Origin of the sequence: Nesterenkonia sedimenti (assembly GCF_012641515.1) — a bacterium.
Lineage (GTDB): Bacteria > Actinomycetota > Actinomycetes > Actinomycetales > Micrococcaceae > Nesterenkonia > Nesterenkonia sedimenti.
On the sequence record NZ_JABAHY010000022.1, the window covers coordinates 1 to 23,103 of the forward strand.

Annotated in this window: 25 protein-coding genes; 12 read left to right on the plus strand and 13 right to left on the minus strand. The window is 63.5% G+C overall.

Annotated features, from left to right (window positions below):
• The first annotated feature begins 611 nt into the window (after nt 1-611).
• Together HGQ17_RS13925 and HGQ17_RS13930 are read left to right on the plus strand one after the other, a co-directional pair.
• On the plus strand, nt 612-863 hold the full coding sequence (locus HGQ17_RS13925; RefSeq protein WP_168888559.1) for a hypothetical protein: 252 nt from the start codon (nt 612-614) through the stop codon (nt 861-863).
• A gap of 71 nt (nt 864-934) precedes the next feature.
• On the plus strand, nt 935-1,372 hold the full coding sequence (locus HGQ17_RS13930) for a hypothetical protein (RefSeq protein WP_168888560.1): 438 nt from the start codon (nt 935-937) through the stop codon (nt 1,370-1,372).
• Here the strand turns inward: HGQ17_RS13930 and HGQ17_RS13935 are convergent, their stop codons facing one another.
• Nucleotides 1,373-2,077 carry an inositol monophosphatase family protein gene (locus HGQ17_RS13935; protein ID WP_168888561.1) on the minus strand — a complete coding sequence of 235 codons (705 nt, stop codon included), beginning with the start codon at nt 2,075-2,077 and terminating at the stop codon, nt 1,373-1,375.
• A 51-nt stretch (nt 2,078-2,128) separates the two neighbouring features.
• Between HGQ17_RS13935 and HGQ17_RS13940 the strand changes: the two genes are divergently transcribed.
• The 3 genes from HGQ17_RS13940 (at nt 2,129) to HGQ17_RS13950 (ending at nt 4,514) form a co-directional block, all read left to right on the plus strand.
• On the plus strand, nt 2,129-2,962 hold the full coding sequence (locus HGQ17_RS13940) for a glycerophosphodiester phosphodiesterase (protein ID WP_168888562.1): 834 nt from the start codon (nt 2,129-2,131) through the stop codon (nt 2,960-2,962).
• 62 nt (nt 2,963-3,024) lie between these two features.
• Complete coding sequence (locus HGQ17_RS13945) at nt 3,025-3,312, plus strand: helix-turn-helix domain-containing protein (RefSeq protein WP_168888563.1); 288 nt, start codon at nt 3,025-3,027, stop codon at nt 3,310-3,312.
• A complete protein-coding gene (locus HGQ17_RS13950) occupies nt 3,309-4,514 on the plus strand; it encodes a type II toxin-antitoxin system HipA family toxin (RefSeq protein ID WP_168888564.1) in 1,206 nt (401 codons plus the stop codon). Before HGQ17_RS13945 ends, HGQ17_RS13950 begins: the two co-directional genes overlap by 4 nt.
• A gap of 67 nt (nt 4,515-4,581) precedes the next feature.
• Here the strand turns inward: HGQ17_RS13950 and HGQ17_RS13955 are convergent, their stop codons facing one another.
• A complete protein-coding gene (locus HGQ17_RS13955; RefSeq protein WP_168888565.1) occupies nt 4,582-6,852 on the minus strand; it encodes a polyribonucleotide nucleotidyltransferase in 2,271 nt (756 codons plus the stop codon).
• Nucleotides 6,853-7,165: 313 nt separating this feature from the next.
• Here HGQ17_RS13955 and HGQ17_RS13960 point away from each other — a divergent pair, with 313 nt between their 5' ends.
• The 6 genes from HGQ17_RS13960 to HGQ17_RS13985 all read left to right on the plus strand — a co-directional run bounded on the left by HGQ17_RS13960 (nt 7,166) and on the right by HGQ17_RS13985 (nt 11,291).
• Entirely contained in the window at nt 7,166-7,615 is a 450-nt protein-coding gene (locus tag HGQ17_RS13960) for a hypothetical protein (protein ID WP_168888566.1), read from the plus strand.
• A gap of 4 nt (nt 7,616-7,619) precedes the next feature.
• Nucleotides 7,620-7,907, plus strand: a complete 288-nt coding sequence (locus HGQ17_RS13965) for a transcriptional regulator (protein WP_168888567.1) — start codon at nt 7,620-7,622, stop codon at nt 7,905-7,907.
• A gap of 243 nt (nt 7,908-8,150) precedes the next feature.
• Nucleotides 8,151-8,321, plus strand: a complete 171-nt coding sequence (locus HGQ17_RS13970; protein WP_168888568.1) for an ATP-binding protein — start codon at nt 8,151-8,153, stop codon at nt 8,319-8,321.
• Nucleotides 8,322-8,661: 340 nt separating this feature from the next.
• Nucleotides 8,662-9,009, plus strand: a complete 348-nt coding sequence (locus HGQ17_RS13975; RefSeq protein ID WP_168888569.1) for a hypothetical protein — start codon at nt 8,662-8,664, stop codon at nt 9,007-9,009.
• Nucleotides 9,010-9,087: 78 nt separating this feature from the next.
• Entirely contained in the window at nt 9,088-9,690 is a 603-nt protein-coding gene (locus HGQ17_RS13980) for a response regulator transcription factor (RefSeq protein ID WP_168888570.1), read from the plus strand.
• Between the two features lie 155 nt (nt 9,691-9,845).
• A complete protein-coding gene (locus HGQ17_RS13985) occupies nt 9,846-11,291 on the plus strand; it encodes an aldehyde dehydrogenase family protein (RefSeq protein ID WP_168888571.1) in 1,446 nt (481 codons plus the stop codon).
• Between the two features lie 16 nt (nt 11,292-11,307).
• Here HGQ17_RS13985 and HGQ17_RS15780 read toward each other — a convergent pair whose 3' ends face one another.
• The 10 genes from HGQ17_RS15780 to infB all read right to left on the minus strand — a co-directional run bounded on the left by HGQ17_RS15780 (nt 11,308) and on the right by infB (nt 21,646).
• Nucleotides 11,308-12,936 carry a thiamine pyrophosphate-dependent enzyme gene (locus tag HGQ17_RS15780; RefSeq protein WP_168888572.1) on the minus strand — a complete coding sequence of 543 codons (1,629 nt, stop codon included), beginning with the start codon at nt 12,934-12,936 and terminating at the stop codon, nt 11,308-11,310.
• A gap of 160 nt (nt 12,937-13,096) precedes the next feature.
• Nucleotides 13,097-13,363 (minus strand): 30S ribosomal protein S15, encoded by a 267-nt coding sequence (gene rpsO, locus HGQ17_RS13995; protein ID WP_168888573.1) that lies wholly within the window; start codon nt 13,361-13,363, stop codon nt 13,097-13,099.
• Nucleotides 13,364-13,499: 136 nt separating this feature from the next.
• Complete coding sequence (locus tag HGQ17_RS14000) at nt 13,500-14,519, minus strand: nitronate monooxygenase (protein WP_168888574.1); 1,020 nt, start codon at nt 14,517-14,519, stop codon at nt 13,500-13,502.
• On the minus strand, nt 14,519-15,421 hold the full coding sequence (locus HGQ17_RS14005; RefSeq protein WP_168888575.1) for a class I SAM-dependent methyltransferase: 903 nt from the start codon (nt 15,419-15,421) through the stop codon (nt 14,519-14,521). Before HGQ17_RS14005 ends, HGQ17_RS14000 begins: the two co-directional genes overlap by 1 nt.
• Complete coding sequence (locus HGQ17_RS14010) at nt 15,418-16,446, minus strand: bifunctional riboflavin kinase/FAD synthetase (protein ID WP_168888576.1); 1,029 nt, start codon at nt 16,444-16,446, stop codon at nt 15,418-15,420. Before HGQ17_RS14010 ends, HGQ17_RS14005 begins: the two co-directional genes overlap by 4 nt.
• A gap of 9 nt (nt 16,447-16,455) precedes the next feature.
• The gene (locus HGQ17_RS14015; RefSeq protein WP_324615305.1) at nt 16,456-16,878 is read right to left on the minus strand and encodes a hypothetical protein; all 423 of its coding nucleotides are present in this window, start codon (nt 16,876-16,878) and stop codon (nt 16,456-16,458) included.
• Nucleotides 16,875-17,240 (minus strand): hypothetical protein, encoded by a 366-nt coding sequence (locus tag HGQ17_RS14020; RefSeq protein WP_168888577.1) that lies wholly within the window; start codon nt 17,238-17,240, stop codon nt 16,875-16,877. Before HGQ17_RS14020 ends, HGQ17_RS14015 begins: the two co-directional genes overlap by 4 nt.
• Before the next feature lie 33 nt (nt 17,241-17,273).
• On the minus strand, nt 17,274-18,251 hold the full coding sequence (truB, locus tag HGQ17_RS14025; RefSeq protein WP_168888578.1) for a tRNA pseudouridine(55) synthase TruB: 978 nt from the start codon (nt 18,249-18,251) through the stop codon (nt 17,274-17,276).
• A gap of 5 nt (nt 18,252-18,256) precedes the next feature.
• Nucleotides 18,257-18,727, minus strand: a complete 471-nt coding sequence (rbfA, locus tag HGQ17_RS14030) for a 30S ribosome-binding factor RbfA (protein ID WP_168888579.1) — start codon at nt 18,725-18,727, stop codon at nt 18,257-18,259.
• A 150-nt stretch (nt 18,728-18,877) separates the two neighbouring features.
• Entirely contained in the window at nt 18,878-21,646 is a 2,769-nt protein-coding gene (gene infB, locus HGQ17_RS14035) for a translation initiation factor IF-2 (RefSeq protein WP_168888580.1), read from the minus strand.
• 106 nt (nt 21,647-21,752) lie between these two features.
• Here infB and HGQ17_RS15945 point away from each other — a divergent pair, with 106 nt between their 5' ends.
• Nucleotides 21,753-22,127: a hypothetical protein gene (locus HGQ17_RS15945; protein ID WP_456093931.1), complete on the plus strand. Its 375-nt coding sequence runs from the start codon at nt 21,753-21,755 to the stop codon at nt 22,125-22,127.
• On the opposite strand, the gene nusA is transcribed toward HGQ17_RS15945, so the two are convergent.
• Complete coding sequence (gene nusA / locus HGQ17_RS14045) at nt 22,096-23,094, minus strand: transcription termination factor NusA (protein WP_168888582.1); 999 nt, start codon at nt 23,092-23,094, stop codon at nt 22,096-22,098. The two genes, HGQ17_RS15945 and nusA, sit on opposite strands and share 32 nt — an antisense overlap.
• Nucleotides 23,095-23,103 lie beyond the last annotated feature (9 nt).

The following is a 23,103-nucleotide window of genomic DNA, read 5'->3' on the forward strand; positions in this document are numbered from 1 at the left end:
CACACACCGATACCGGAGGTCTCTGTTTAACTCACGGACCGTTCACAACGTGTCGAGGAACTACAACTAGGCCTCGAATCGACCGAGTCTCACCTACTCCCGCTCTCCCGGGGGGAAGTTTCCCCAGAGAACGCCTTCCCGAGAACAACACCCCGGCTCATCCACAGCAGCGTGAGGCATTCCGATTGCCCCGCCTTCGTTCCCTTAGCGTCAAGGCATCAACAGGACGAGAACCGGGAGGAAAGCGATGTCTGGCCTAGGGCTGTTTGTAGAACTCCTGCCGATCCTCGGTGTTATTGGAGGCATCGCCGCTGTTCTCTCCTGGTGGCAAGGTCGCTACATCAATCAGCGCAACTCGTGGTGGGACCGGACCCGATGGACCTTTGACCTAGCCCGATCTGAATGGGGAGAAGACCGAGATGCTGGCTGTGACGCGCTCAAGTCCATTGCTAGCAGCAAGATGACCCACCATATAGATGAAGAGCTATTCAACGTCGTGTATGAACAAGCCATGGTCCGCCACAAGAATTCCAACAGCACCCCTGAGAGATGACGAGTCGCTCAATCTACGGGATACTCGAATAATGAAGGGGAGGGAGGCTTGAACACCCATGACCACATCTCCGATGGATACGGACTACGAAGAGTTCGTGCCCTTCACTGACCCCGTCAACCAGCTCCCAAAGGGGGACAAGGGCTACCCAGCACGTCTGCATACCAAGGGCGGCGTCATCTGGTATTACGACACACGCCTGGACCGCGACGTTGCGGTCAAGGCCGACCAATACCGGCTAGAACTCTGGGAGCGGATGAACGCTCCATGGTGGAAGCGTCTCTGGTGGCGCATGAAACCCGAGTTCTAAACCGGTCCTCTGCCGACACCGCCCCGAGCTGGTTAAACCTGGCGGTAGCAAATGCCGTCTATGGTGACCCCATGGGCAGTCCTAGTGAAGAAACGCTCAGCGAGAGCAACCTGAGACGGATCATGATCGCTGACCTCGATTCAGTGGCACAGCGCGATCGGCTCAACCAGCTCACAACTCGGGCTCAGTTCGAAGACGAAACCCTGGCCCAGATCCGCACCTCGCTGATCATCTCCGGCAAACTGCTCGTCACCGACGCCATGCTGCTCGATGGCGCTTTCTTCGTGCACTACACACCCCGCAACCTCGCCCACGCCCTCGGCATGGCCGAACATCAGCTGCCCCTGGTCATCCTCAGCACCAAGGACAATATCCGAGACGCCCTCGAGAGCCGCTTGGAAAACCAGAACTTCACCTGGCAGCTCCAGGTCACCGAAAACCACATACCGGAAGACCCCTGGCCCACCCCCTTCGTTCAGAACGCATGGGATGAATGGATCGAGCCGTAGTCAGGGCCGGCGGATATCCACCGCGTATTTCACACCGGGGTCTAGGTACCAGCCGGTGTAGTCCTTGCCGTCCACGGTGACCTTGCAGCCGTGCTCCAGGGCCAGCTGCAGACCCGCCAGCAGATCCCAGGAAAACGCGCCGACCGGGTTGACGAACTGGGCCAGGCGGCCGGTGACCACGTTATAGAGGTTGTAGACGGCTGCGCCGAAGAGTCGGGACTGCGGGGTCTCCGAAATCTGACGCACCAGCTCCTCGCTGATCCCGGAGGAGAAGGCAGTGATCCGCGACTGGCGGTAGCTCACCTCATCCCCGGTGATCAGGCGTTTGCCCAGCTCAGGCAGGGCGATCATGCTCGCGGCGTGCTCACCGTCTTTGAAGATTGCGACGGCGGTACCCCACTCCGGCAGTGAGGAGGCGAAGTTCTCGGTTCCGTCAATGGGATCCACAACAGCGACCCAGCCGGTGGGTTCCTCGTGCCAGCCAGCCTCGTCCTCCTCCCCCACGAAGGTGAGGTCATCGAGCCGGCCGCGCAGATATTCTTCCACCTGGTTCTGCACCAACTTATCGGCAGCAGTCACCGGGGTGTCATCACCTTTGAGGGTCACCTCAGTGCGCAGCTCATCCAGCCGGGGCTGCAGCTCAATGATGAGGTCATAGGCGCCTTCCAGCGCGGTGCGGGCTTCTGCTGTGCTGTTGTGTGACATCGCCGTTCAGTCTAACCCCAGGCCGCGGGGCTCTCCGGTAGAGTGCCGACTATGGACGGTGGCAGTAGACCGCTGATCGTAGCGCACCGCGGGGCCTCCGGGGCCTTCGCAGAGAACACCCGGGCGGCCTTCCTTCATGCCGCCGCTCTCGGTTCAGATCTCATCGAGACCGACCTTCACCTCACTGCCGACCACCACGTGGTCTGCACGCATGCTCATATGCTCGAACAGCCCGGCGACGGCCCACCGGTGCCGATTCACCAGCTGACCCTGGAGCAGCTGCGCAGCCTGGACTTCCACACCTGGATGGGCGCGGAGATCCCGGCCGAATACGGCACCTCAGCTGATCAGTTCATGACCCTTCCGGAGCTGCTGGCTGCTGTTGCGGGGCTAGGTCAGGACATCGGGCTGCTGCTTGAAATGAAGGAACCCTATCCCTTCGGCCGACTGCTGGAGCAGCGTGTCCTGGAGGATCTCACCGCCGTGGGGTGGTCAGCTGAGGACTCGCATGTTCCCGGGGCCGATGGCGCGACGATAGGCATCTCATTCATCAGTTTCGACCCGGAGTCTATTCAGTATTTGGTCGATGCCGGTGTGCCCAAGGAGCTGCTGATGGCAGTGGTCAGCCCACGTCGGGCGGATAACGCCAAGCTCATCGACGCCGGGTTAGTCGGTGTCGCCGCGCCCAAATGGGACTGGGTCCACGAATCCGAGGAGAACGCCGCCAAGGTCCGGGAATGGAAGACCCGTGGGCTGCAGCTGAATATCTGGACTCTCAACGATGAGTCCGGTGTCCAAGAATCCCTGGACTACGACGTCGACTTCATCACCACCGATTTCCCCGACATCGCCATCTCAGCCCTGGGCCAAGCCGCCACGGCATAACACAATCTAGACATTGCTTTAGGGGGCTTAACCTAACGCTGGCGATCGGTTATTCTTTCACTGTGAAGGAAGACGAGAACCTCGCCAAACTGGGCGCTCACCTCAGATCTTGGAGAGTCATCATGGGGCTTTCACAAGAACTAGTGGCAGAGCGGGCCGGCCTATCCGTGCCTGCAGTGCGCCGGGCAGAAAGAGGAGAACCGAAGGTCGCCTTGGAAACAGTCCTGAGGATTGCGGAGGTTCTCCGCATTGACCAGCATATGGTTTCGTCAATTGACCCCCTTAACCACGATGTGGGTCGAGCACGAGCCGAGCTCCTGAAACGGAAGCGGGCCAGGAAATCCTCATGATTGAAGTTTTCATGGACCAGAACTTGGCTGGTACGGCTGAGTCAGTCACCTTGCCCACAGGCAAACGCCGTCTGATCTTCACCTACAGTCACCAGTGGCTCGCTGATCCAGACTCCTTCCCCATCTCCCCTGAGCTACCACTCCACAGCGGACCCCAGGAGCCCTTTACCTGGCGGCACACCCCGTTTTCTTTTGATGACGCAGCTCCAGATAAATGGGGTAGGGACCTCATCACTGCCGAACGCCGGGATGCCGCCCGCCGCCACGGGGAACGCCTGCAACCACTCGACGACCTGGGCCTCCTTTTGGCTGTCAGTGATGAGACTCGACAGGGAGCCCTCCGTTTCAAAGTTAACGGAACTTTCCTACACACAGGCGGCGAGACAGCGTGGGTTCATGAGGTCAAGGAGCTCCGTGAAGCCGCTGCCCGGTTCGAAGCCTCTGGAGAGATCGACGACTCGGTAAGACACCTCATTGGGGTTGGCTCCTCCCCAGGCGGAGCCGCCCCGAAAGCCTGGGTCAGAGACGACGATGGTGAGATGTGGCTAGCCAAGTTCCCTCGCAACTCAGACTCCGGAGACGTTTCCGCATGGGAACTGGTCGCGCTGCGCCTGCAGGCCCAGGCCGGTATCAACACGATGCCCAGTCATATAGTTCGACTGGGGCCCCACGAATCGGTCTTCCTCACCAAACGTTTCGACCGGGTAGATAACCGCCGAATTCCGTACCAGAGCTTCAAGACGATGTTCATGCTTGAGGAAGGCGAGCGAGAAGACTACGCTACGCTGGCCCAGCGTGTAGCCAGCATTTCAGCAAGCCCATCCAAGGACGCTCATGAACTGTTTACTCGCGCCGCGTTCGGAGTAATGGTCAACAACATCGATGACCATATGCGCAACCACGGCCTGCTCTGGAAGGGCAACGGTTGGCGCATTGCTCCCTCATTTGACGTCAACCCCTCAGCACGCGGAGAGTCCGAAACTCCACTAACACCTGAAGATGACCCAGGCGACTCCGATCTGCGCCTACTGGTAGACCATGCAGACAGTTTCCGCATGACCGCGCATCAAGCACGTTCGGAGTTGGCCCGTATTGCCTCCTGCGTTGAGGAGTGGGCCCCACAAGCACGCGAGTTGGGGATTGACTCAGACGAGATTAGTTCAAAAGCCAAAGCCTTCGCCAAGGGAAACACTCTGACCTAAAGCAAAGGGCCGGGCCGGCTCCCTGAAGAGGGAACCGGCCCGGCCCTTTGAAGCGAGGTGATGAGCCTTACTCGGCGTCGTCCTCGGTGACCACCTGGTTGACGGAGCTCTTCTCTTCGGAGGAGCCCTCGTCCTCTTCGTCGGTGACCGGGATCAGGGAGAGCTTGCCGCGGTCGTCGATCTTGGAGATCTCAATCTGCAGCTTCTGGCCCACGCCCAGCACGTCCTCGACATCGTTGACGCGCTTGCCGTCGTTGAGCTTACGCAGCTCGGAGATGTGCAGCAGACCGTCCTTGCCGGGGGTCAGGCTGATGAATGCTCCGAAGCTGGTCAGCTTCACCACAGTGCCGAGGTAGCGTTCGCCGACCTCGGGGACCTGCGGGTTGGCAATGGCGTTGATGGCCGAACGTGCAGCCTCAGCGGACTCACCATCGGTGGCGCCGATCAGCACAGTGCCGTCGTCCTCGATGGAGATATCAGTGCCGGTGTCCTCCTGGATCTGGTTGATCATCTTGCCCTTGGGGCCGATGACCTCACCGATCTTGTCCACCGGGACGGAGACGCTGATGATCCGCGGAGCGAACGTGCTCATCTCATCGGGGGCGTCGATCGCGGCGGTGATAACACCCAGGATGTGCAGGCGAGCCTCGCGGGCCTGCTTCAGGGCGGCAGTCAGCACGCTGGCGGGGATGCCGTCGAGCTTGGTGTCGAGCTGGATGGCGGTGACGAACTCCTGGGTACCTGCGACCTTGAAGTCCATATCACCGAAGGCATCCTCAGCACCCAGGATATCGGTCAGGGCGGCGTAGCGGGTCTCGCCGTCGACCTCATCGGAGACCAGACCCATGGCGATACCGGCAACCGGGGCGCGCAGCGGCACACCGGCGTTCAGCAGCGACAGGGTGGAGGCGCAGACCGAGCCCATGGAGGTGGAGCCGTTGGAGCCCAGCGCCTCGGAGACCTGGCGGATCGCGTAGGGGAACTCCTCGCGGGAGGGCAGCACGGGCACCAGGGCACGCTCTGCCAGAGCACCGTGGCCGATCTCGCGGCGCTTCGGGGAGCCCACCCGGCCGGTCTCACCGGTGGAGTAGGGCGGGAAGTTGTAGTTGTGCATGTACCGCTTGGTGGTCTCCGGTGACAGGCTGTCGATGGTCTGCTCCATCTTCAGCATGTTCAGCGTGGTAACACCCATGATCTGGGTTTCGCCGCGCTCGAAGATGGCCGAGCCGTGCACGCGCGGCAGGACCTCGACCTCAGCGGTCAGCTGGCGGATATCCGCCAGGCCACGGCCGTCGATGCGGACCTGGTCGCGCAGGATGCGCTGGCGGATGACCTGCTTGGTCACACTGCCCAGGGCCTTGCCAATCTCGGCCTCGCGGCCCTCGAACTCCTTGCCCTCGCCGGCCAGTTCCTCGACCAGCTCAGCCTTCAGCTCGGCGTCGGCCGTCTCGCGGTCCTGCTTATCGGCGATTTGGTAAATGTTGGACAGCTTCTCCTCGGCCTTTGCCTTCACGGCCTCGAGAACGTCGTCCTCGTAGTCCTTGAAGATCGGGACCTCGACCGGCTCCTTGCCGGCGCGGGCTGCCAGATCAGCCTGAGCCTCGCAGAGGACCTTGATGAAGGGCTTAGCAGCCTCCAGACCCTCAGCAACGATCTCCTCGGTCGGAGCGGTCTTGCCCTGGTCCTTGATCAGCTTCCAGGAGTCATCGGTGGCCTCGGCCTCAACCATCATGACTGCGATGTCGTCACCGACGATGCGGCCGGCAACCACCATGTCGAACACGGCGGTCTGCAGCTGAGAGTGCTTCGGGAAGGCGACCCACTGGGCGCCGTCGCCGTCGTCGATCAGTGCCACACGCACACCGCCGATCGGACCGGAGAACGGCAGACCGGAGAGCTGGGTGGACATGGATGCGCCATTGATGGCGATCACGTCGTAGAGGTCATCGGGGTTGATGGACAGCACAGTCTCAACAACCTGGACCTCGTTGCGGATGCCCTTCTTGAACGCCGGCCGCAGCGGACGGTCGATCAGGCGGCAGGCCAGGATCGCGTCAGTGGTGGGGCGACCTTCACGGCGGAAGAAGCTGCCGGGGATACGACCGGCGGCGTACATCCGCTCCTCGACGTCCACGGTCAGCGGGAAGAAGTCGAAGCCCTCACGGGGGGACTTGCCCACAGTGGTGGCCGAGAGGATGGTGGTCTCCTCGTCAAAGGTGACCAGCGCGGAGCCGGCGGCCTGCTTGGCGAGGCGGCCGGTCTCGAAACGGATAGTGGATTTGCCGTATTTGCCGTTGTCGATCACGGCTTCGGCAGAGTGAACCTCAGGTCCCTGCATGGAAAAAGGGTTTCCTTTCATTGTGAATTGCGTTGCACAGCGCAACACAGCCCACTAGCCCGGAAACGAATGCGAGGCGGTCTTCGATCGAAGCCCACGGGCGCGGTGTCTTCACGCACTCCCGTAAGCCACTACCGAGGACCAGACCTAGCTGATCGTACGGTCATTGGCTGTGTCAGCTGCTCCCTCTAGTGTCGCACACTTAGTGCAGGTACAGGGGGTTGGCGAGCTCCCCCTCCACGCACACCCACCCTCAGAAACTCTTAGGTGCATCTAGTTGCAATATTTGAAACTAGATGCCAGTCTGGCACCTATGAGCAATAAGGAGCACCACCCAGCCCATGGCGCCACGGACGAAATAACGCCTGACCAAGCCCGCGACCTCCTGGCCAGCGTGCCCCAGCCTCCACGCCGCGCCTTCACCGTCGCCGACCACACTGTGGCAGTCTCGGTCATTCTGCTGGCCCTAGTCTCAGGCCTGCTGGCTACCACGGGCAGTCCGTGGTGGGCTATCATCCCCGGAATCGCAGCACTGAGCCTGGGAAGCTGGCGGATCTCCCACCGGCGGGAACGAGCCAACGAGCCCCGCTTCCCCGCATTGACGCTACTTTTTTCTGCTAGCTTCCCCACTTTCCTGATCATCCCCATCTGGTGGGGAATCCGACATGATCACACCGCCGAGTTCCCTGAGGCGTTTCTGCTGGGTGGCTTGGCGAGCGCCGTCGCTCTGGTGATCTACCTGGTTCTTCTCATCCGCCGCTGACTCCATGGGATATCAAGAACTCGACCCCCACCTACTGGCGCCTAAACGATTCGTCACCCTGGCCTATCTGAACCAAGTCGAACAGGCTGATTACCCCGCACTGCAGGAAGCCACGGGCATGTCTACCCCAGACCTGTCCAAGATCATTCGCGACCTCGAAGAGCGCGAGCTCGTCCAAGTCCGCAAGGAACGCAAAGACCGTTATGGGTACACGCTCGTAAGGCTCAGTGACAACGGACGACGACGATTCCGCAGCCTGCTGACCACGTTGAATCGAACCGCCGGCCAATAACCGGGCGAACTCCAACGACAGTGCCGCGGCCGGTATCGGCACTACTAGTCTTCCAAACTAGTAGTTTCTGCTCACGTGTTGGCTCTGACCAGTAGTTTTATGCTGACACTACGGGGATTTCGCTGGCTGTAACCACGAATTTTCGTACTATTGGACCTGGCCGCATTGCTAACCTCGAAAACAGAGGGATGCGGCAACGGATTGTTGCACTTCAGTTGCCGAGTACATAACCAAGGGGACCACATGAGGGGTTCGCAGCCGACCTTCGTCGGGCGTGCCCATGAGCTCGCCCAGATCCACGCCGCTGCGGGATCTGCGGCTGGGGGCCAAGCTCAGTTCGTGTTGGTTGAAGGTCTGCCTGGGGTGGGCAAGACCTCCCTCCTTGACGAGGCGTTGAAACACTGCGCCGATTGACCCCGGTTCACCGCGTTCTTGGGCCGGGAGATTGAGGAAACTCCGGCAGGAGCGCTGAATGCCTTGAGCAGCCGCGGCGCCGACCAAGCGCCCGACGACGTCCTGCGCGGTTGGCAGAGCGCCATCTGAGGCTTGGGTCAGCCCACGTTGATCACTCTGGGGCAGCTGCACCACATTGATGAGGTCTCAGCCGATGTGCTCTGGCAGGGGCTGAGCACCTTAGACCGCGGACCGCTGCTACTGATCGCGACCATGCGCCCAACGATGCGACCCGGAGGTCCGCCGTCTGGTCCAGCTGGTCGAGGCCAGCGCCCGGGGCACCTATATCCCCCTGGAACCCTTGACCACCTCTGAAGTCCGTAGCTATCTCGGAACCTCCCTCGGCTTCCCCGCTGGCGCAGAGGCCGCCCAGTTGCTGAAACGCCATACCGATGGCTTCCCGACCCTGCTGGATCGGGTGGCTGACCAGCTGCGCAAAACCCCGCTGGGCAAACGAGCCCTACTGCCGGCCATCAGGCGGGCCCGCACCGAACCGGGGTTCGGGACACTCCTGGCCACTATGGCCCCATCTCTCCAGGCCCACGATCAGCAAACCCGCCACCGGCTGGCGCTTGTCGATCATGAGACCTCCGGTTCGCTTGTCGCCTATGCGCTCTCTGCCCTGGTCCCGGCTGCACGCGGGGATTAGACCACCGCAGAGGGGATTCTCCGCCAGCTGGAAGAGGTTGAACATCCCGGGACGGTGGTCACCGCTTTGATCCCGTGGGTGCGGACCTGGGGCGCCATCGCCGCCAATGATCATGCCAAGGCGGTGGAGCATCTGCTGGCGATGCGCGCCTCCGGCGCCGGTTGGTGGTCGATTGGGGTGAAACCGACCATGGTGCTCACCCGGGAGCTGTTCTACTCAGGGATGCCGGAGATGCTGCCCTCCGTTGCACGGTCCACTGGAGGCACTCCCCTGCTGGAGGGCGCGCAGAACCCCGTTACTGCGTATCTGAAGGCTTTCCAGGCCTGGGCGGAGAATCAGCCCAAAGAGGCGATGGCGGCTTTCTGCCAGTTGGCACAGTACATGGATTCGCTGCCTCCGCTGCGGCCGACTCAACCAGATGGCGACGGCGGGGCCAAGTCTCTGGAGGCTCAGGCCCGCGATCTCATGAAGCAGGCCCGACCGGAATCCTTTGGCCAGGCCCAGACGCGGCACCCCGCTCCGAGTTCTGCAGCACCGAAGCTTTCTGCAACGAAGAGCCGGCCCTCAGCGCAACCCCCGGCCCTGGCCCTGCTCTCACTGCGGGAACAGCAGGTTACCGAGCGAGTAGCCCGGGGTATGAGCAATAAGGAGATCGCCAACGTCAGGCGGCGACCTTCCTGATAAATATGTTGTAGTCGAATCGCGGATACCTATTGGCTGCACACGGCCATCTGTCTACGCTAGCGACTGTGCGATCACCGATGGCGCGGCAGCCCGCTGCGTAACACCGATCCCGCGAGCCCCCGAGGCGCTCGCCGAATACGAGGAGAGAGATCATGAGCAGCAAGAAGTTCGACAACCTGATCAACGGCGAATGGGTCAGCGCCTCCGAGTACCGCCCCAATATCAACCCCTCGAATACCGAGGAGGTCATCGGTGAATACGCAGTCGGCGGCGCAGAAGACGTCGCCCGTGCCATCTCTGCAGCTCGAGCAGCACAGCCGGAATGGGCCGCCGCAAGCCCCCAGCTGAGATTCACCGTGCTGGACAAAGCAGCCCGGGCCATCGAGGAGCGTGCTGATGAGCTCGGCGAACTGCTGGCGCGTGAGGAGGGCAAACCTCTGGGTGAGGCCAAGGCCGAGGTGGGCCGAGCCGCGCAGCTCTTCCACTTCTTCGCCGGTGAAGCCGTGCGCAATGTCGGTGAGATCGTCGATTCCATCCGTCCGGGCCTGCAGGTGGAACTGACCCGCGAGCCCCTCGGCGTCGTCGGCGTCATCTCCCCCTGGAACTTCCCGATCGCCATTCCCGCCTGGAAGATTGCCCCAGCCCTGGCCTTCGGCAACGCTGTGGTGTTCAAGCCGGCTGATCTCACCCCGGGGTGCGCCTGGGAGCTGACGAATATCCTCCACGAGGCCGGCGTCCCCGCCGGCGTACTGAACCTGGTGATGGGTCCGGGTTCCAAAGTCGGTTCGGCCATCGCCGAATCCCCCGAGATTGATGCCGTGACCTTCACCGGCTCCCAAGCGGTCGGCAGCGGGGTGGCAGCCTCCTGTGCGGCCAACGGCGTCAAAGTCCAATGCGAGATGGGCGGAAAGAACCCGCTAGTGGTGCTCGAGGATGCCGATCTCGACAAGGCAGCCGATATCGCCATCAACGGTGCCTTCTTCTCCACCGGCCAGCGGTGCACGGCCTCCTCCCGTCTGATTGTCACCGCCGGTATCCACGATGAGTTCGTCTCCCGCCTCAAGGAGAAGATGACAGGGCTCACCGTCGGTTCCGCCACTGCCGAGGGCACTGTGATCGGCCCGGTCTCCAACGAATCCCAGCTGGAGGGCAACCTCGAATACGTGGAGATCGCCCGCAAGGAGGGTGGCGAGGTCTACGGCGGCAACCGGCTCGAGCTGGAGACTCCCGGCTACTACATGGAGCCCGCACTGATCACCGGAACCTCCAATGACATGCGAATCAACCAGGAGGAGGTCTTCGGCCCGGTGGCCTCGGTGATCAAGGTCGCCGACTACGAGGAAGCGCTCGCAGTGGCCAACGACGTCGACTACGGGCTCTCATCCGGGATCTGCACATCCAGCTTGGCCCGGGCTACAGACTTCAAGCAGCGGGCGCAGGCGGGCATGGTTATGGTCAATGCACCCACTGCAGGTGTTGACCCGCATGTTTCCTTCGGTGGTTGGAAGGCCTCCAGCTACGGCCCCCGGGAGCAGGGCCGGGCGGCCCGGGAGTTCTACACCCGGCATAAGACCTCGTATACCAATCCCGAGGGCTGACCTCAGTTCCGGCCGCCTAGTGCTCGCGGGCGTGGATGAGCGTGAAGCGGCTGGAATCCTCTAGGGCCTCGGTAAACAGTGCCGGGTTTTCGGTGACTTCCTCGGCGTCGAGGTACCGCCCTCCGAAGGCTTCCGCGTAGAGCCGGAAGTCCGGGTTCTGGAGGTCGGTTCCGCTGACCCGTCCGGGGAAGTCACGCTCCTGGTGGTTCCGGATGGTGCCGTAGCGGCTGTTGTCGACAACTACAACCACAACGGCTGCGCCGAACATGGCCGCAGTGGCCAGCTCCTGGCCATTCATCAGGAAATCGCCGTCGCCGGAATAGATCAGCACCGGGGCCTCCGGCCGGGCGAGTTTCGCCGCGATCCCGGCAGGTACCCCGAAGCCCATGGAGCCGTTCTTATTGCCGAGCACACCTTTATGGGTCTTCGGTGGTATGAGGGTCTGGGGCACCCCGGTAAAGGTGCCGGCACCGAAGGTGACGATGGTGCCCTCGGGCAGGAGGTCGCGGATGGCGCCGGTCATTCGGCCAGCTGTCCGGTATGGCTCGAGCCTGCCGCCGGGGGCTGTGGCCGCCTCAACATCGCGGGTGGGCAGATAGGCCTGCCTTGCCCTGGCCAGCCACTGACTACGCTCCTGCGGCACAGCGGCCTCCGCCTCAGTCTCGCTCAGGCCCCGGCAGAGGAGGTCGCTGCGGATATCGATCAGCTCGTCGACCCGCCCCCCGTGGAAGGGCAACAGTTCCGGGGATCCGATGATGGTGGTGGGTTTGTCATAGGCGGGGGCGTAGTGACCGCTATTGGCCTCGGACCGTACGCAGCCTAGGTAGATGATGTGGTCGGCCTCGCTGATCCATTCGGTCAGTGGCCAGGGTTGCCCCATGCCGAGGGCACCGACATATGTCTCTGCCTCGGTGTTGACCAGGGCATAGCAGCGAAAATCGGCGACAGTGGGGATCTGACGCTGCCTGCACCAGGCTTCCAGCCGACGGGCTCCGGTTTCACTGAGTGCATCGTCTCCAACAACGATCACTGGACGCTCGGCGGTGTCCACTGTGGTTTCAAGGGCGGAGATGGCTCCCCGAGCTCCGGCTGGCTCCCCTGGTGTGACCGTCGTCGGTGTTTTTCGTTCCGGGGCAGGGGGCACCTCCTGAAGGAGGATGTCCTCTGGCACCCCGATGATCACGGGGCCGGGCCGGCCGCTTGAGGCGATTCGCAGGGCGTTGTCCACCGCATACCGGGCCTGTTCGGGTTCGTCTAGGACCACCACATGTTTGGCTGTGGCGTTGAACCACTGCTCGAAGTCGAACTCCTGGAAGGACCGCACGCCACGGGCGGCATGTGCGGGAAGACCGACGACGGCGACCATGGGCACACCCTCTTCATAGGCACAGTGAATACCGATCATGCCGTTGGATGCTCCGGGACCGCGGGTGACCAGTAGGAGGCCAGGGGTATTGGTCAGCCGCCCCTCGGCCATGGCCATATAAGAGGCCCCACCCTCCTGCCGGCAGGTGATGACCTCGATAGGTGATTCATAGAGGGCGTCCAGGACAGCTAGGTAGCTCTCCCCTGGCACACCGTAGCCCCGGGTGATTCCGTGGCGTTCCAGTTCGGCGACCAGAGCGGTGGCAATCGTGTCAGTCACTGTGTTCCTCGTTCCTCTCCTGTGGTGTACCCGAGTTCACGCGGTCTCCCAGTGAGTCTGCCACTGCTTCAGTCGTCGAGGAACCCAGGGAGAATACAAAAACGGGCGACCCCTTGATGGGATCGCCCGTTTGGCTGCGCTTACGCGCTAAAGAAGCTGGTCAGCGGATGCCGAGGCGCTTCTTCAGGTTACGGAAGCGCTCGATGTCCTTGCGCTCGAGGTACTTGAGCAGACGGCGACGGCGACCAACCAGAACCATCAGACCACGGCGGGTGTGGTGATCCTGCTTGTGCTCCTTGAGGTGCTCGGTGAGGTCGGAGATGCGGCGGGTCAGCACTGCGATCTGGACCTCGGGAGAACCGGTGTCGCCCTCATGAGTGGCGTATTCCTCGATGATCTGCTGCTTGACAGCGGGATCCAAAGCCATGGATATGCTCCTAGAATCTCGTACCGCGTTCAATGCGTTCCAGGCGAGCCTGGTGCTGGGCCACCGCGGACTGCAGCACAGCAATCATCTAGTCTACACCGCTACCTGTCCCCGGCGCATGTGAGCTGCTTCCAGCTCAGAGACCGTCGGTCAGCCAGTCGATCACCGCTGCCGCCGGCCCTGCCGGGGCATTGCGGAACCCGGCTCCGGCCCAGAGGTGCAGTCGATCGGCATCGCCAGCCTGACCTGCCTGCTGGCGCAGCCCCTTGGTGAGATGGTGTACCGCGGGATAGGCCACTGGAGCCTCCGGATGCCGGTCGATGAACCCATTGCGCAATCCCCTGGCCGGACGCCCAGTAAACGCACGGGTAAGCGCTGTTCTTTCAAACCTGGGATCAGCAAGCGCCTGACGATGGGTCGGTGAGGTCCCAGCCTCATCAGTGCGCAACAGCAGCGTGCCCACGGCAACGGCCTCAGCCCCGGCCGACAGGATTCGACGGACTGTGGCCGGTCCATCCACTCCCCCGGCTCCGACGACCGGGAGCGGCACCGCCTCAGCAATGCTGGCCACCAACTGGGCAGTCTCCACAGTCTCTGGGATCCGGCTGGGATCATGGGTGGCGCTGTGCCCACCGGCCAGCGGCCCCTGAACCACCAGACCATCAGCACCCAGTCCCTGGGCAGTTGCGGCCTCCTCAGCGGTGGTGACACTGACCAGGACCGTGCTTCCCACTGCCTGCAGGCGCTGCACTTCAGCCGCGGCGGGCACACCGAAGGTCAGGGAAACCACCGGCACCGGGTTCTCGGTGAGCAGATCCAGTTTCTGCTGCCAATAGTCCTCATCCTCAACCGGTTCAGGATCCAGGGAGAGCCCGTAGACATCAGCCTCCGGCTGCAGTTCTGCCGCGTAGTTCGCGAGTACCTCTGGGTCCACGCTCATCCGGTCAGGCACAAAGAGATTCACCCCGAAGTCCACTCCGAGCTTCCGCACCTGGGCGATCTGCTCGATCAGCGCCTCCGGGGTCTTATACCCACCGGCAAGAAAAGGAAATGCCCCGGCTCCGGCGACTGCCTCGGCCAGCGGCACCCCGCTGGGCCCACCGGCCATCGGTGCGGCAACCAGGGGTTTGGCTGATCTCAGCAGAGGGCCGGTCATCACTGGGTCTCCTTGACGGTGCTCAGGTGCAGGGCGGTGATATAGGGAAGTTCGATGACGGCATCCTCGGCGTAGCCCAGATGCTCATGCAGATACCACTCCAGATTGCCGCGTCGTCGGGCCCGTTCCTTCTCATTGGCCGCCAGCCAGGAGCTGCGGGTAGCGGTCAGCCCATGCAGATCCTCCGCGGAGAGCGTCTGCACCAGCGGATACTCCGTCGTCTCGACCTGCCCGAAAAGTCCAGGGTCCAGCTTCGGCTCCTCACCGGGACGGCGCACATCCCCAGACCGCATGATCCGGGTCAGCCGGTGGACCCACTCCTCGGTGGTGTCGATGTTGTTGTTGATGATCGCCAGCACACCCGATGGCTTCAGGATCCGGGCGATCTCCGGCAGCACCTTCTGGTGGTCGAACCAATGCCAGGCCTGGGCCACTGTCACCACATCAGCACTGTTATCCGGTAGGCCTGTTTGCTCAGCCACCGCCTGCACGCCCTCAACCCGTGGTCGGTCAGCCCCGACTCCCCGCTCCCCCACCAGTTCCGCTGAGGTGCGCAGCAGGATCTCCAGCATGGGTTCACTGGGTTCGACGGCGACCACATCAGCCCCGGCGGCCAGCATCTGGCGGGTCAGAATCCCGGTACCGGCCCCGAGGTCCACAGCCTTCGGTGCCCCGCTCGGCCCGGCGGCAGCCAGCAGATCCCGTACCGCGGCCTCGGGATAGCGCGGACGGAGCCGGTCATAGAGTTCAGCCTCAGCTGCCGACTGGTCCTCAGCGAAGGAGCGCCCCAGACGTTTACGCTGGGCCGGATCAGTGATCGGCGGTTCAGCGTCGGTACGGGCTTTGGGCCGCCGCGGTGAGACTGTGCCCCCAGTGCCGCCGGTGACCGCTGGCCCGCTCATGGCAGGGGCCGCTCCAGGCCGGCCGGGGCTTCAGCCAAAATATGGCGAGTCTGCTCAACGTCCTGGTTCATCTGGGCGATGAGCTTCTCCACGCCCTCATAGGCGACCATGCCGCGCAGTCGCTCCACAAACTCCACCCGGATATGCCGGCCGTAGAGATCAAAGTCCTCGATGCGCTCATCGCTGCGGTCAATCACATGGGCCTCCACCACGCGGGCCACACCGTCGAAGGTCGGATTCGACCCCACGGAGATCGCTGCCGGCCAGCGGTGCACTACCCCGCCCTTGCCCTCGGGGACGGTCACCCAGCCAGCGTAGACGCCATCGGCGGGCACCATGCCCTCGGCATCCTGGCTAAGGTTGGCGGTGGGGAATCCCAGTTCGCGGCCGCGGGCCTCACCGTGCACGACCTCCCCAGTGACAGTATGGGGCTGACCCAGCATATGAGCGGCGGCGGCGACATCGCCATGGGTCAGCGCGGTGCGGATGGCAGTGGAGGAACACCGGGGGCTCAGTGACTGTCCGCCGACCTCGGGCAGGTCCGGGGCGGGGATCTCGTAATCATCGACTCCGATGACCTCGAAACCATGCTTTGCACCCAGCTCCTCCAGGGTTGTGAAGTCCCCGTGGTTGTTCCGGCCCAGCCGCACATCGTGGCCGACCACTACGGCCGCAGGTTTCAGCGCCTCCACAAAGTAGGTTGCCACGAATTCTTCGGCGGTCAACCCAGCCAGTTCCTCGGTGTAGTTCAGCACCAGCACCGCATCGAGCCCTGCGGCCTCCAGACGGGCGAGTTTCTCCCCGGTTCCGGTGAGCAGATCGGGCACTGCCTCCGGCCGGTGGATGAAGGCCGGGTGGGGGTCGAAGGTGATGGCTACCGCGGCGACTTCGCGCTGCCGGGCGGCCTCCAGCAGTCGGGTGAGCACATGCTGGTGGCCCAGGTGCACGCCGTCGAAATTGCCGATGGTCAGTGCTGTGGCCCCGAAGTCTTTGGGGATCTCCTCCAGCCCGTTGAAAATCTGCACGGCCCCATCCTACGGGCTGTGTGCCGGCCGGTGCTTCAGCAGCCAGAACAGCCCGACAAATGGCAGGATCAGGGGGATGAAGCCGTAGTCGCGCCCGAAGCCTCCCCATACGGTGGCCACCTCGAAGAGTTCGGGCTGCACCAGGGTCCAGGCGCCGACGCCGATCACACCGATCATCTCGATCAGCACCGCGACCATTGCCACCTTCCAGGCGGTGGTGGTGGTCCGGGCCAAAGCCAGGGTCGCGATGATGTAGACCGCCGCGGCGAAGGCGCTGAGCGTCAGGGCCAGGGGCGCATCGGCGAACTGGACCTTATCCTCCTGGGGCAGCGGCACAATCTGGTAGCCGGCCCGGGCGAAGGAGCTGACCGCGAACACCCCATAGGCGGTGATGATCAGCATGCCGATCCCGCGGTTGCGGGGAGTTTTCACATCACTGTTCCCCACCAGATCTCCTCCATCCGATAGATCATCACGAATACCACTAGGCCCACGAAACTCATCACCAGATTCGACCAGCGGGACTTATCCACCATGGCCCAGATGAACACACCCACCGGCAGCATCAGGGCGAAGATGATGTAGCCCCAGAACTCCCACGCCTCACCGTCGATGGAGGCTCCCATGGCCTGCCGGATTCCGGCGTAGACCCCGTAGACCACCAGGTACAACTCGATGGCCGCGAGGCTGACGATTGAGGAGTCCGCTGGGTGGTTGCGGATTGCGGTCATCGCCCAGCAGATCAGCGTGGACAGGGCACAGATCACCGTGCCGATTACAAACATGGTTGTCATTTCACACTAATTCTAGCGCCGCGGGCAGGGTCCTCAGACCGCAAAAACTAACTCTGGTTTGGCATGCAGCGTCCCGGGTCCGGCCACTGCGGCTTTGGCAGCATCGGGCGACGACGACGCCCCCGGTGTGGCGGGGATGTCCTTCAGCAGGGCGATCAGCTCTCCTTCGGGGCCGAAGGCGGCGGTGAGCTCCTCACTCTCGGCATCCCCGCTGGCGGTGATGCGGCGGCCGTGCCGGAGGTGTTCGGCCTCCTCTGCGCTGACATTGCGGGCGGGGAAGAGCTGTCCGGCGGCCTCGGCCAGTCCGATATAGCCGAAGTCCTCGGCCAGCTGATCCAGGCTCAGGCACTGGTCTTCGCTGTAGGGACCCACTGCGGTACGGCGCAGGGCGGTGAGGTGGCCACCGGTCTCCAGGATCTCGCCGAGGTCCCGGGCAAGGGCGCGGACATAGGTTCCTGAGGAGACCCGGACCTCGATATCGAGTTCGACGAGTTTGCCGCCGTCGAGTCTGCGCAGCTGGTGGACCTCAAACCGGTGGACGGTCACCGGGCGGGCGTCGAGTTCAACCTCTTCCCCGGAGCGGGCACGGTCATAGGCGCGTTTGCCGTCGACCTTGATTGCCGAGACTGTGGAGGGAACCTGCATGATCTGCCCGGTCAGTCGGGCCACCGCTTCCTCGACCCGCTCTTCGGTGACCGCATTGGCGAAATGCCGGGCGGTGATCTCGCCCTCGGCGTCGTCGGTGGTTGTGGACTCCCCCAGCCGCACGGTGGCGGTGTAAGTCTTATCCACCCCCACGATATGGGTCAGCAGGCGGGTGGCACGGTTGATGCCGACCACCAACACACCGGTTGCCATGGGGTCCAGGGTTCCGGAATGACCGACCTTGCGGGTCCCGGCCAGTTTCCGGATACGACCGACGACGTCATGGCTGGTCCAGCCGGCCGGCTTGTCCACCAGGACAAGACCGGAACCGACCTCCAGCTCCTCGGGCTTCTGCTTCTTGCCCACCGGACCTACCGGTCTTCGGGTGCGGGACGATCCCCGGGGGCGTTCGCCTCACCGGCGTCCGCATCAGTCCGGTATGGCGACTCCGAGGTGGGCTCGGCCTGCTCGCGCAGGGCGCGGACCTTCTCGTCCTGTTCCCGGGCCTTGGCCAGCAAGTCCTCGAGGTGGGCGGCGGATTCAGGGATCTCATCGGCCACGAATTCCAGGGTGGGGGTCAGCCGGATGCTCAGCTGCCGGCCCATCTCCCGGCGCAGCAGGCCCTGGTTCGCCGCCAGCACCTCTTCGACCCCGGCCTTGGTCTCCGGGTCCGGTGCCAGCACGGTGTAGTAGACAGAGGCGTGCTGGAGGTCATTGGTGACTCGGGCGTCGGTGACGGTGACCATTTCGGCCCGGTCGTCCTTCACGCGGGTGCGCAGCGCCTCGGCGATGATCACCTTGATGCGAGAAGCAAGTCGTGATGCGCGTGCGGGATCAGCCATCATGCGCTCCTTTCAGAAGTTTCAGCTCCAGACTAACGGAGTCTGAAGATGCATTCGGTGGCGCAGTCTGACTGTAACTAGGGCTATATTCGAGCCGAAGTACCGTCAGACTGCGCCACCGAACGAGGGGTCGGGTGACAGACCTAGGGGTTAGGTGCGCGGAATCTCGCGCATCTCCCAGGTCTCGATGATGTCGCCTTCCTTGATGTCGTTGAAGCTGCCCAGGCCGATACCACATTCGAAGCCGTCGCGGACCTCGGTGGCATCGTCCTTGAACCGGCGCAGCGACTCAATGGTGAGGCTGTCGGTGACCACATTGCCGTCGCGGACCAGGCGGGCCTTGGCGTTGCGGCGAATGATGCCCGAGCGGACGATCGAACCGGCGATATTGCCGAACTTGGAGGAGCGGAAGACCTCGCGGATCTCTGCCGAACCGAGTTCGACCTCCTCGTACTCCGGCTTGAGCATGCCCTTCAGGGCTGCCTCGATATCGTCGATGGCGGCGTAGATCACCGAGTAGAAGCGCATATCCACGCCCTCGCGGTCGGCCAGTTCGGCCACCCGCTCAGCAGGCCGGACGTTGAACCCGATGATCACTGCGTTATCGACAGTGGCCAGGTTGACGTCGTTCTGGGTAATCGCACCGACACCGCGGTGGATGACCCGCAGCTGGACCTCGTCGCCGACGTCGATCTTCAGCAGCGCGTCTTCCAGGGCCTCCACGGCACCGGAGACATCGCCCTTGAGGATCAGGTTCAGGGTGTCGATCTTGCCCTCGGCAACAGCCTGGTCGAAGTCCTCCAGGGTGATGCGCTTACGGCGCTTAGCCAGCAGGGCGTTGCGCTCGGCTGCCTCACGCTTCTCAGCGATCTGGCGGGCGGTGCGGTCATCGGTGGTGACCAGGAAGCTGTCGCCGGCCCGGGGGACGGTGGACAGACCCAGCACCTGCACCGGGCGGGAGGGAGTGGCCTCCTTGACCTGTTCGCCGTTCTCGTCGAACATCGCACGCACACGGCCGAAGGCGGTTCCAGCGACCATATTGTCGCCGACCCGCAGGGTTCCGGACTGGACCAGGACAGTGGCCACGGCACCGCGACCCTTATCCAGGTTGGCCTCAATGGCCACACCGCGGGCTTCCTTATCCGGGTTAGCCTTCAGCTCCAGTGCGGCATCGGCAGTCAGCAGCACAGCCTCAAGCAGTTCGTCAATGTTCTTGTTCTGACGTGCCGAGACGTCCACGAACATGACCTCACCGCCGTATTCCTCGGGGATGAGCTCGTACTCGGTGAGCTGACCACGGATCTTATCCGGGGCTGCGCCTTCCTTATCGATCTTGTTGACCGCGACGACGACGGGCACATTGGCCGCCTTGGCGTGGTTGAGCGCCTCAACGGTCTGAGGCATCACGCCGTCATCTGCGGCGACGACCAGCACGGCGATATCGGTGACCTTGGCACCACGGGCACGCATGGCGGTGAACGCCTCGTGACCGGGGGTGTCAATGAAGGTCAGTGCACGGTCTTCGCCCTCATGGGGCACCTGCACCTGGTAGGCACCGATGTGCTGGGTGATGCCGCCGGCCTCACCTTCGGTGACATTGGAGGAGCGGATGGCGTCCAGCAGTCGGGTCTTACCGTGGTCGACGTGACCCATGACGGTGACAACGGGTGCGCGGTCCTCGAGGTCCTCGGCAGATTCGCCGGCCTCTTCCTCCTCCAGGTTGATGTCGAAGGATTCCAGCAGTTCGCGGTCCTCGTCCTCCGGGGAGACGATCTCGATTTTATAACCGAGCTCCTCACCGAGCAGCTGGAAGGTCTCCTCATCCAGGGACTGGTTGGCAGTTGCCATCTCGCCCAGCTTCATCAGCACGGCGATCAGAGCTGCCGGCTCGGCGTTGATCTTCTCGGCGAAGTCACCCAGGGAGGAGCCGCGGCGCAGCCGCACGACAGTGTTGCCGTCACCCTTGGGGACGCGGACACCGCCGATTTCGCGGGTATGCTTCTGCTCCAGCTCCTGGCGCTTTGCGCGCTTGGACTTACGTGCCTTGGACTTCGAGCCGCCGCGGCCGAAGGCGCCTGCTGCGCCACCACGGCCACGTCCGCCACCGCGGCCACCGCGTGGGGGTCCACCGGGACCGCCACCTGGGCCGCCACGCCCTGGAGGGCCTCCGGCGGGTCCGCCGGGGGTCTGACCGGGCATCATCGAGGGCTTGGGTGCACCTGGCTTCGGTGCGCCGGGGCGAGGACCGGGACGGCCCTCTCCCCCACCGGGACGCTGACCGGGGCGGGGTCCACCACGCTGGTCACCGCGCTGCATGCCCTGTTTAGAGGCAAAGGGGTTGTTGCCCGGGCGCGGTGCACCGGGGCGGGGACCGCCGGGACGCGGCCCACCGGGCCGGGGTGCCGGCCGGTCGGCGGACATACCGAAGGGGTTGTTGCCGGCTGCCCGGGGCTTGGGCGCACCGGGCTTCGGTGCAGGCTTCGGGCCGGGAGTCGGCGGCTTGGGGCCGGGCTTCTTGGCGCTGGGCTTTTCAGCTCCGGGCTTGGGCGCACCGGGTTTCGGTGCGGCAGTACCGGGCTTAGGAGCCTGGGACTTCTTCTCCTCCGTCGGCTGCTGCTCGGTCTTGGCCTCTGCGGCCGGCTGCTCGGCCTCGGCGGGCTTGGCCGGGGCGTCGTCGTTCTTCTTCTCCTGCGCAGCAGAGGGCTTAGGTGCCGGCTTGGGGGCAGGTTTCTTCTCTGCGGGCTTCTCCTGAGCAGTCTCCTGCTGGGGGAAAGCTGCTCGCAGCCTCTTCGCTACTGGGGGCTCAACAGTTGAGGAGGGCGATTTGACGAATTCGCCCATCTCCTGGAGCTTCGCGAGTGCTTCTTTGGATGAGATCCCGATCTCTTTGGCGATCTCATGTACGCGGGCCTTGGCCACTGTTCTCCTTGTCTGGCCCGCGCGATGCCCCGCTGACCACGCGGGGCGTACGTCAGCGGCTCATCGGAACAGGCCGTTTTGCGTGCTTGCTTCCGTGACGGAATGAATGGTGCTCATCACTGGGCGCTCATCCGTCGGTGCTCATCGGGTGTTCATCTCTTTCCAACCCGCTTTCCTCGTTTACGGTCAATGCTTCGACGGCGCCGAAGCTGATCTGTGCCGTCTGCACCGGCTGCCGGAAAGCCCTGTGGAAGGCCTTGCGCTGCAGCGCGGTGTCAATACATCCGCGGCTCGGGTGGAGCCAGGCGCCTCGGCCGGGCTTCCGCCGCTGGGCATCCAGGACAACCTGGTCGCCCTCGAGCGCGAATCTGACGACAGTGTTCTGTTCAACCTGCTGGCGACAGCCAATACAGGTCCGGACAGGAACCATACAACTCTACCAGCGTTACTCAGGGGTTTCCTGCAGCGGTGGCCGCAGTAGCACCATTGGCATCGGAGATGATGTCCACCCGCCAGCCGGTGAGCTTGGCTGCCAGGCGGGCATTCTGCCCTTCTTTGCCGATGGCCAGGGAGAGCTGGTACTCGGGGACGACGGCGCGCGCGGACCGGGTTGCCTCATCCAGCACCGTGACAGAACTCACCTTTGCCGGTGAGAGGGCGTTGGAGATGAAGGTGGCGGGGTCGTCATCGTGGTCGATGATGTCGATCTTCTCCCCGTTGAGCTCGGTCATCACTGCCCGAACACGGGAGCCCATCGCGCCGATGCAGGAGCCCTTGGCGTTGATGCCCGGCTGGTGGCCGCGCACAGCGATCTTGGTTCGGTGTCCGGCCTCGCGGGCGATGGAGGTGATCTCCACCGAACCTTCGGCGATCTCGGGGACCTCATGGGCGAAGAGTTTCTTCACCAGCCCGGGGTGTGAGCGGGAGAGGGTGATCTGGGGCCCTTTGAAGCCGCGGTGAACATCGACGACGAAGGCCCGCAGGCGGGAACCGTGGGCGTAGTTCTCCCCCGGGACGTGTTCCTGCACGGGCAGATCGGCCTCAGTACCGCCGATGTCGACTTTGACCGTATGCGGGCTGCGGCCCTGCTGGACGATGCCGGAGACCAGTTCGCCCTCTTTGGACTTGAACTCGCCGATGACTGCGTCATCCTCAGCGTCACGGATGCGCTGCATGATCACCTGGCGGGCAGTGGATGCTGCCACGCGCCCGAAGTTCTTCGGGGTGTCGTCGAACTCGCCGATCACTGAGCCGTCTTCGTCGAGCTCCTTGGCCCAGATGGTGACATGTCCGGTCTGGGCGTCGACCTCGGCGCGGGCCTGCTGCAGGGCGCCGGGGCTCTTGTGGTAGGCGAGCACCAGGGCCTGCTCAATGGCAGGCATCAGTTTCTCCAGGGGGATGTCACGCTCTTGGACGAGCATGCGCAGGGCGCTCATATCGATATCCACTTATGCCTC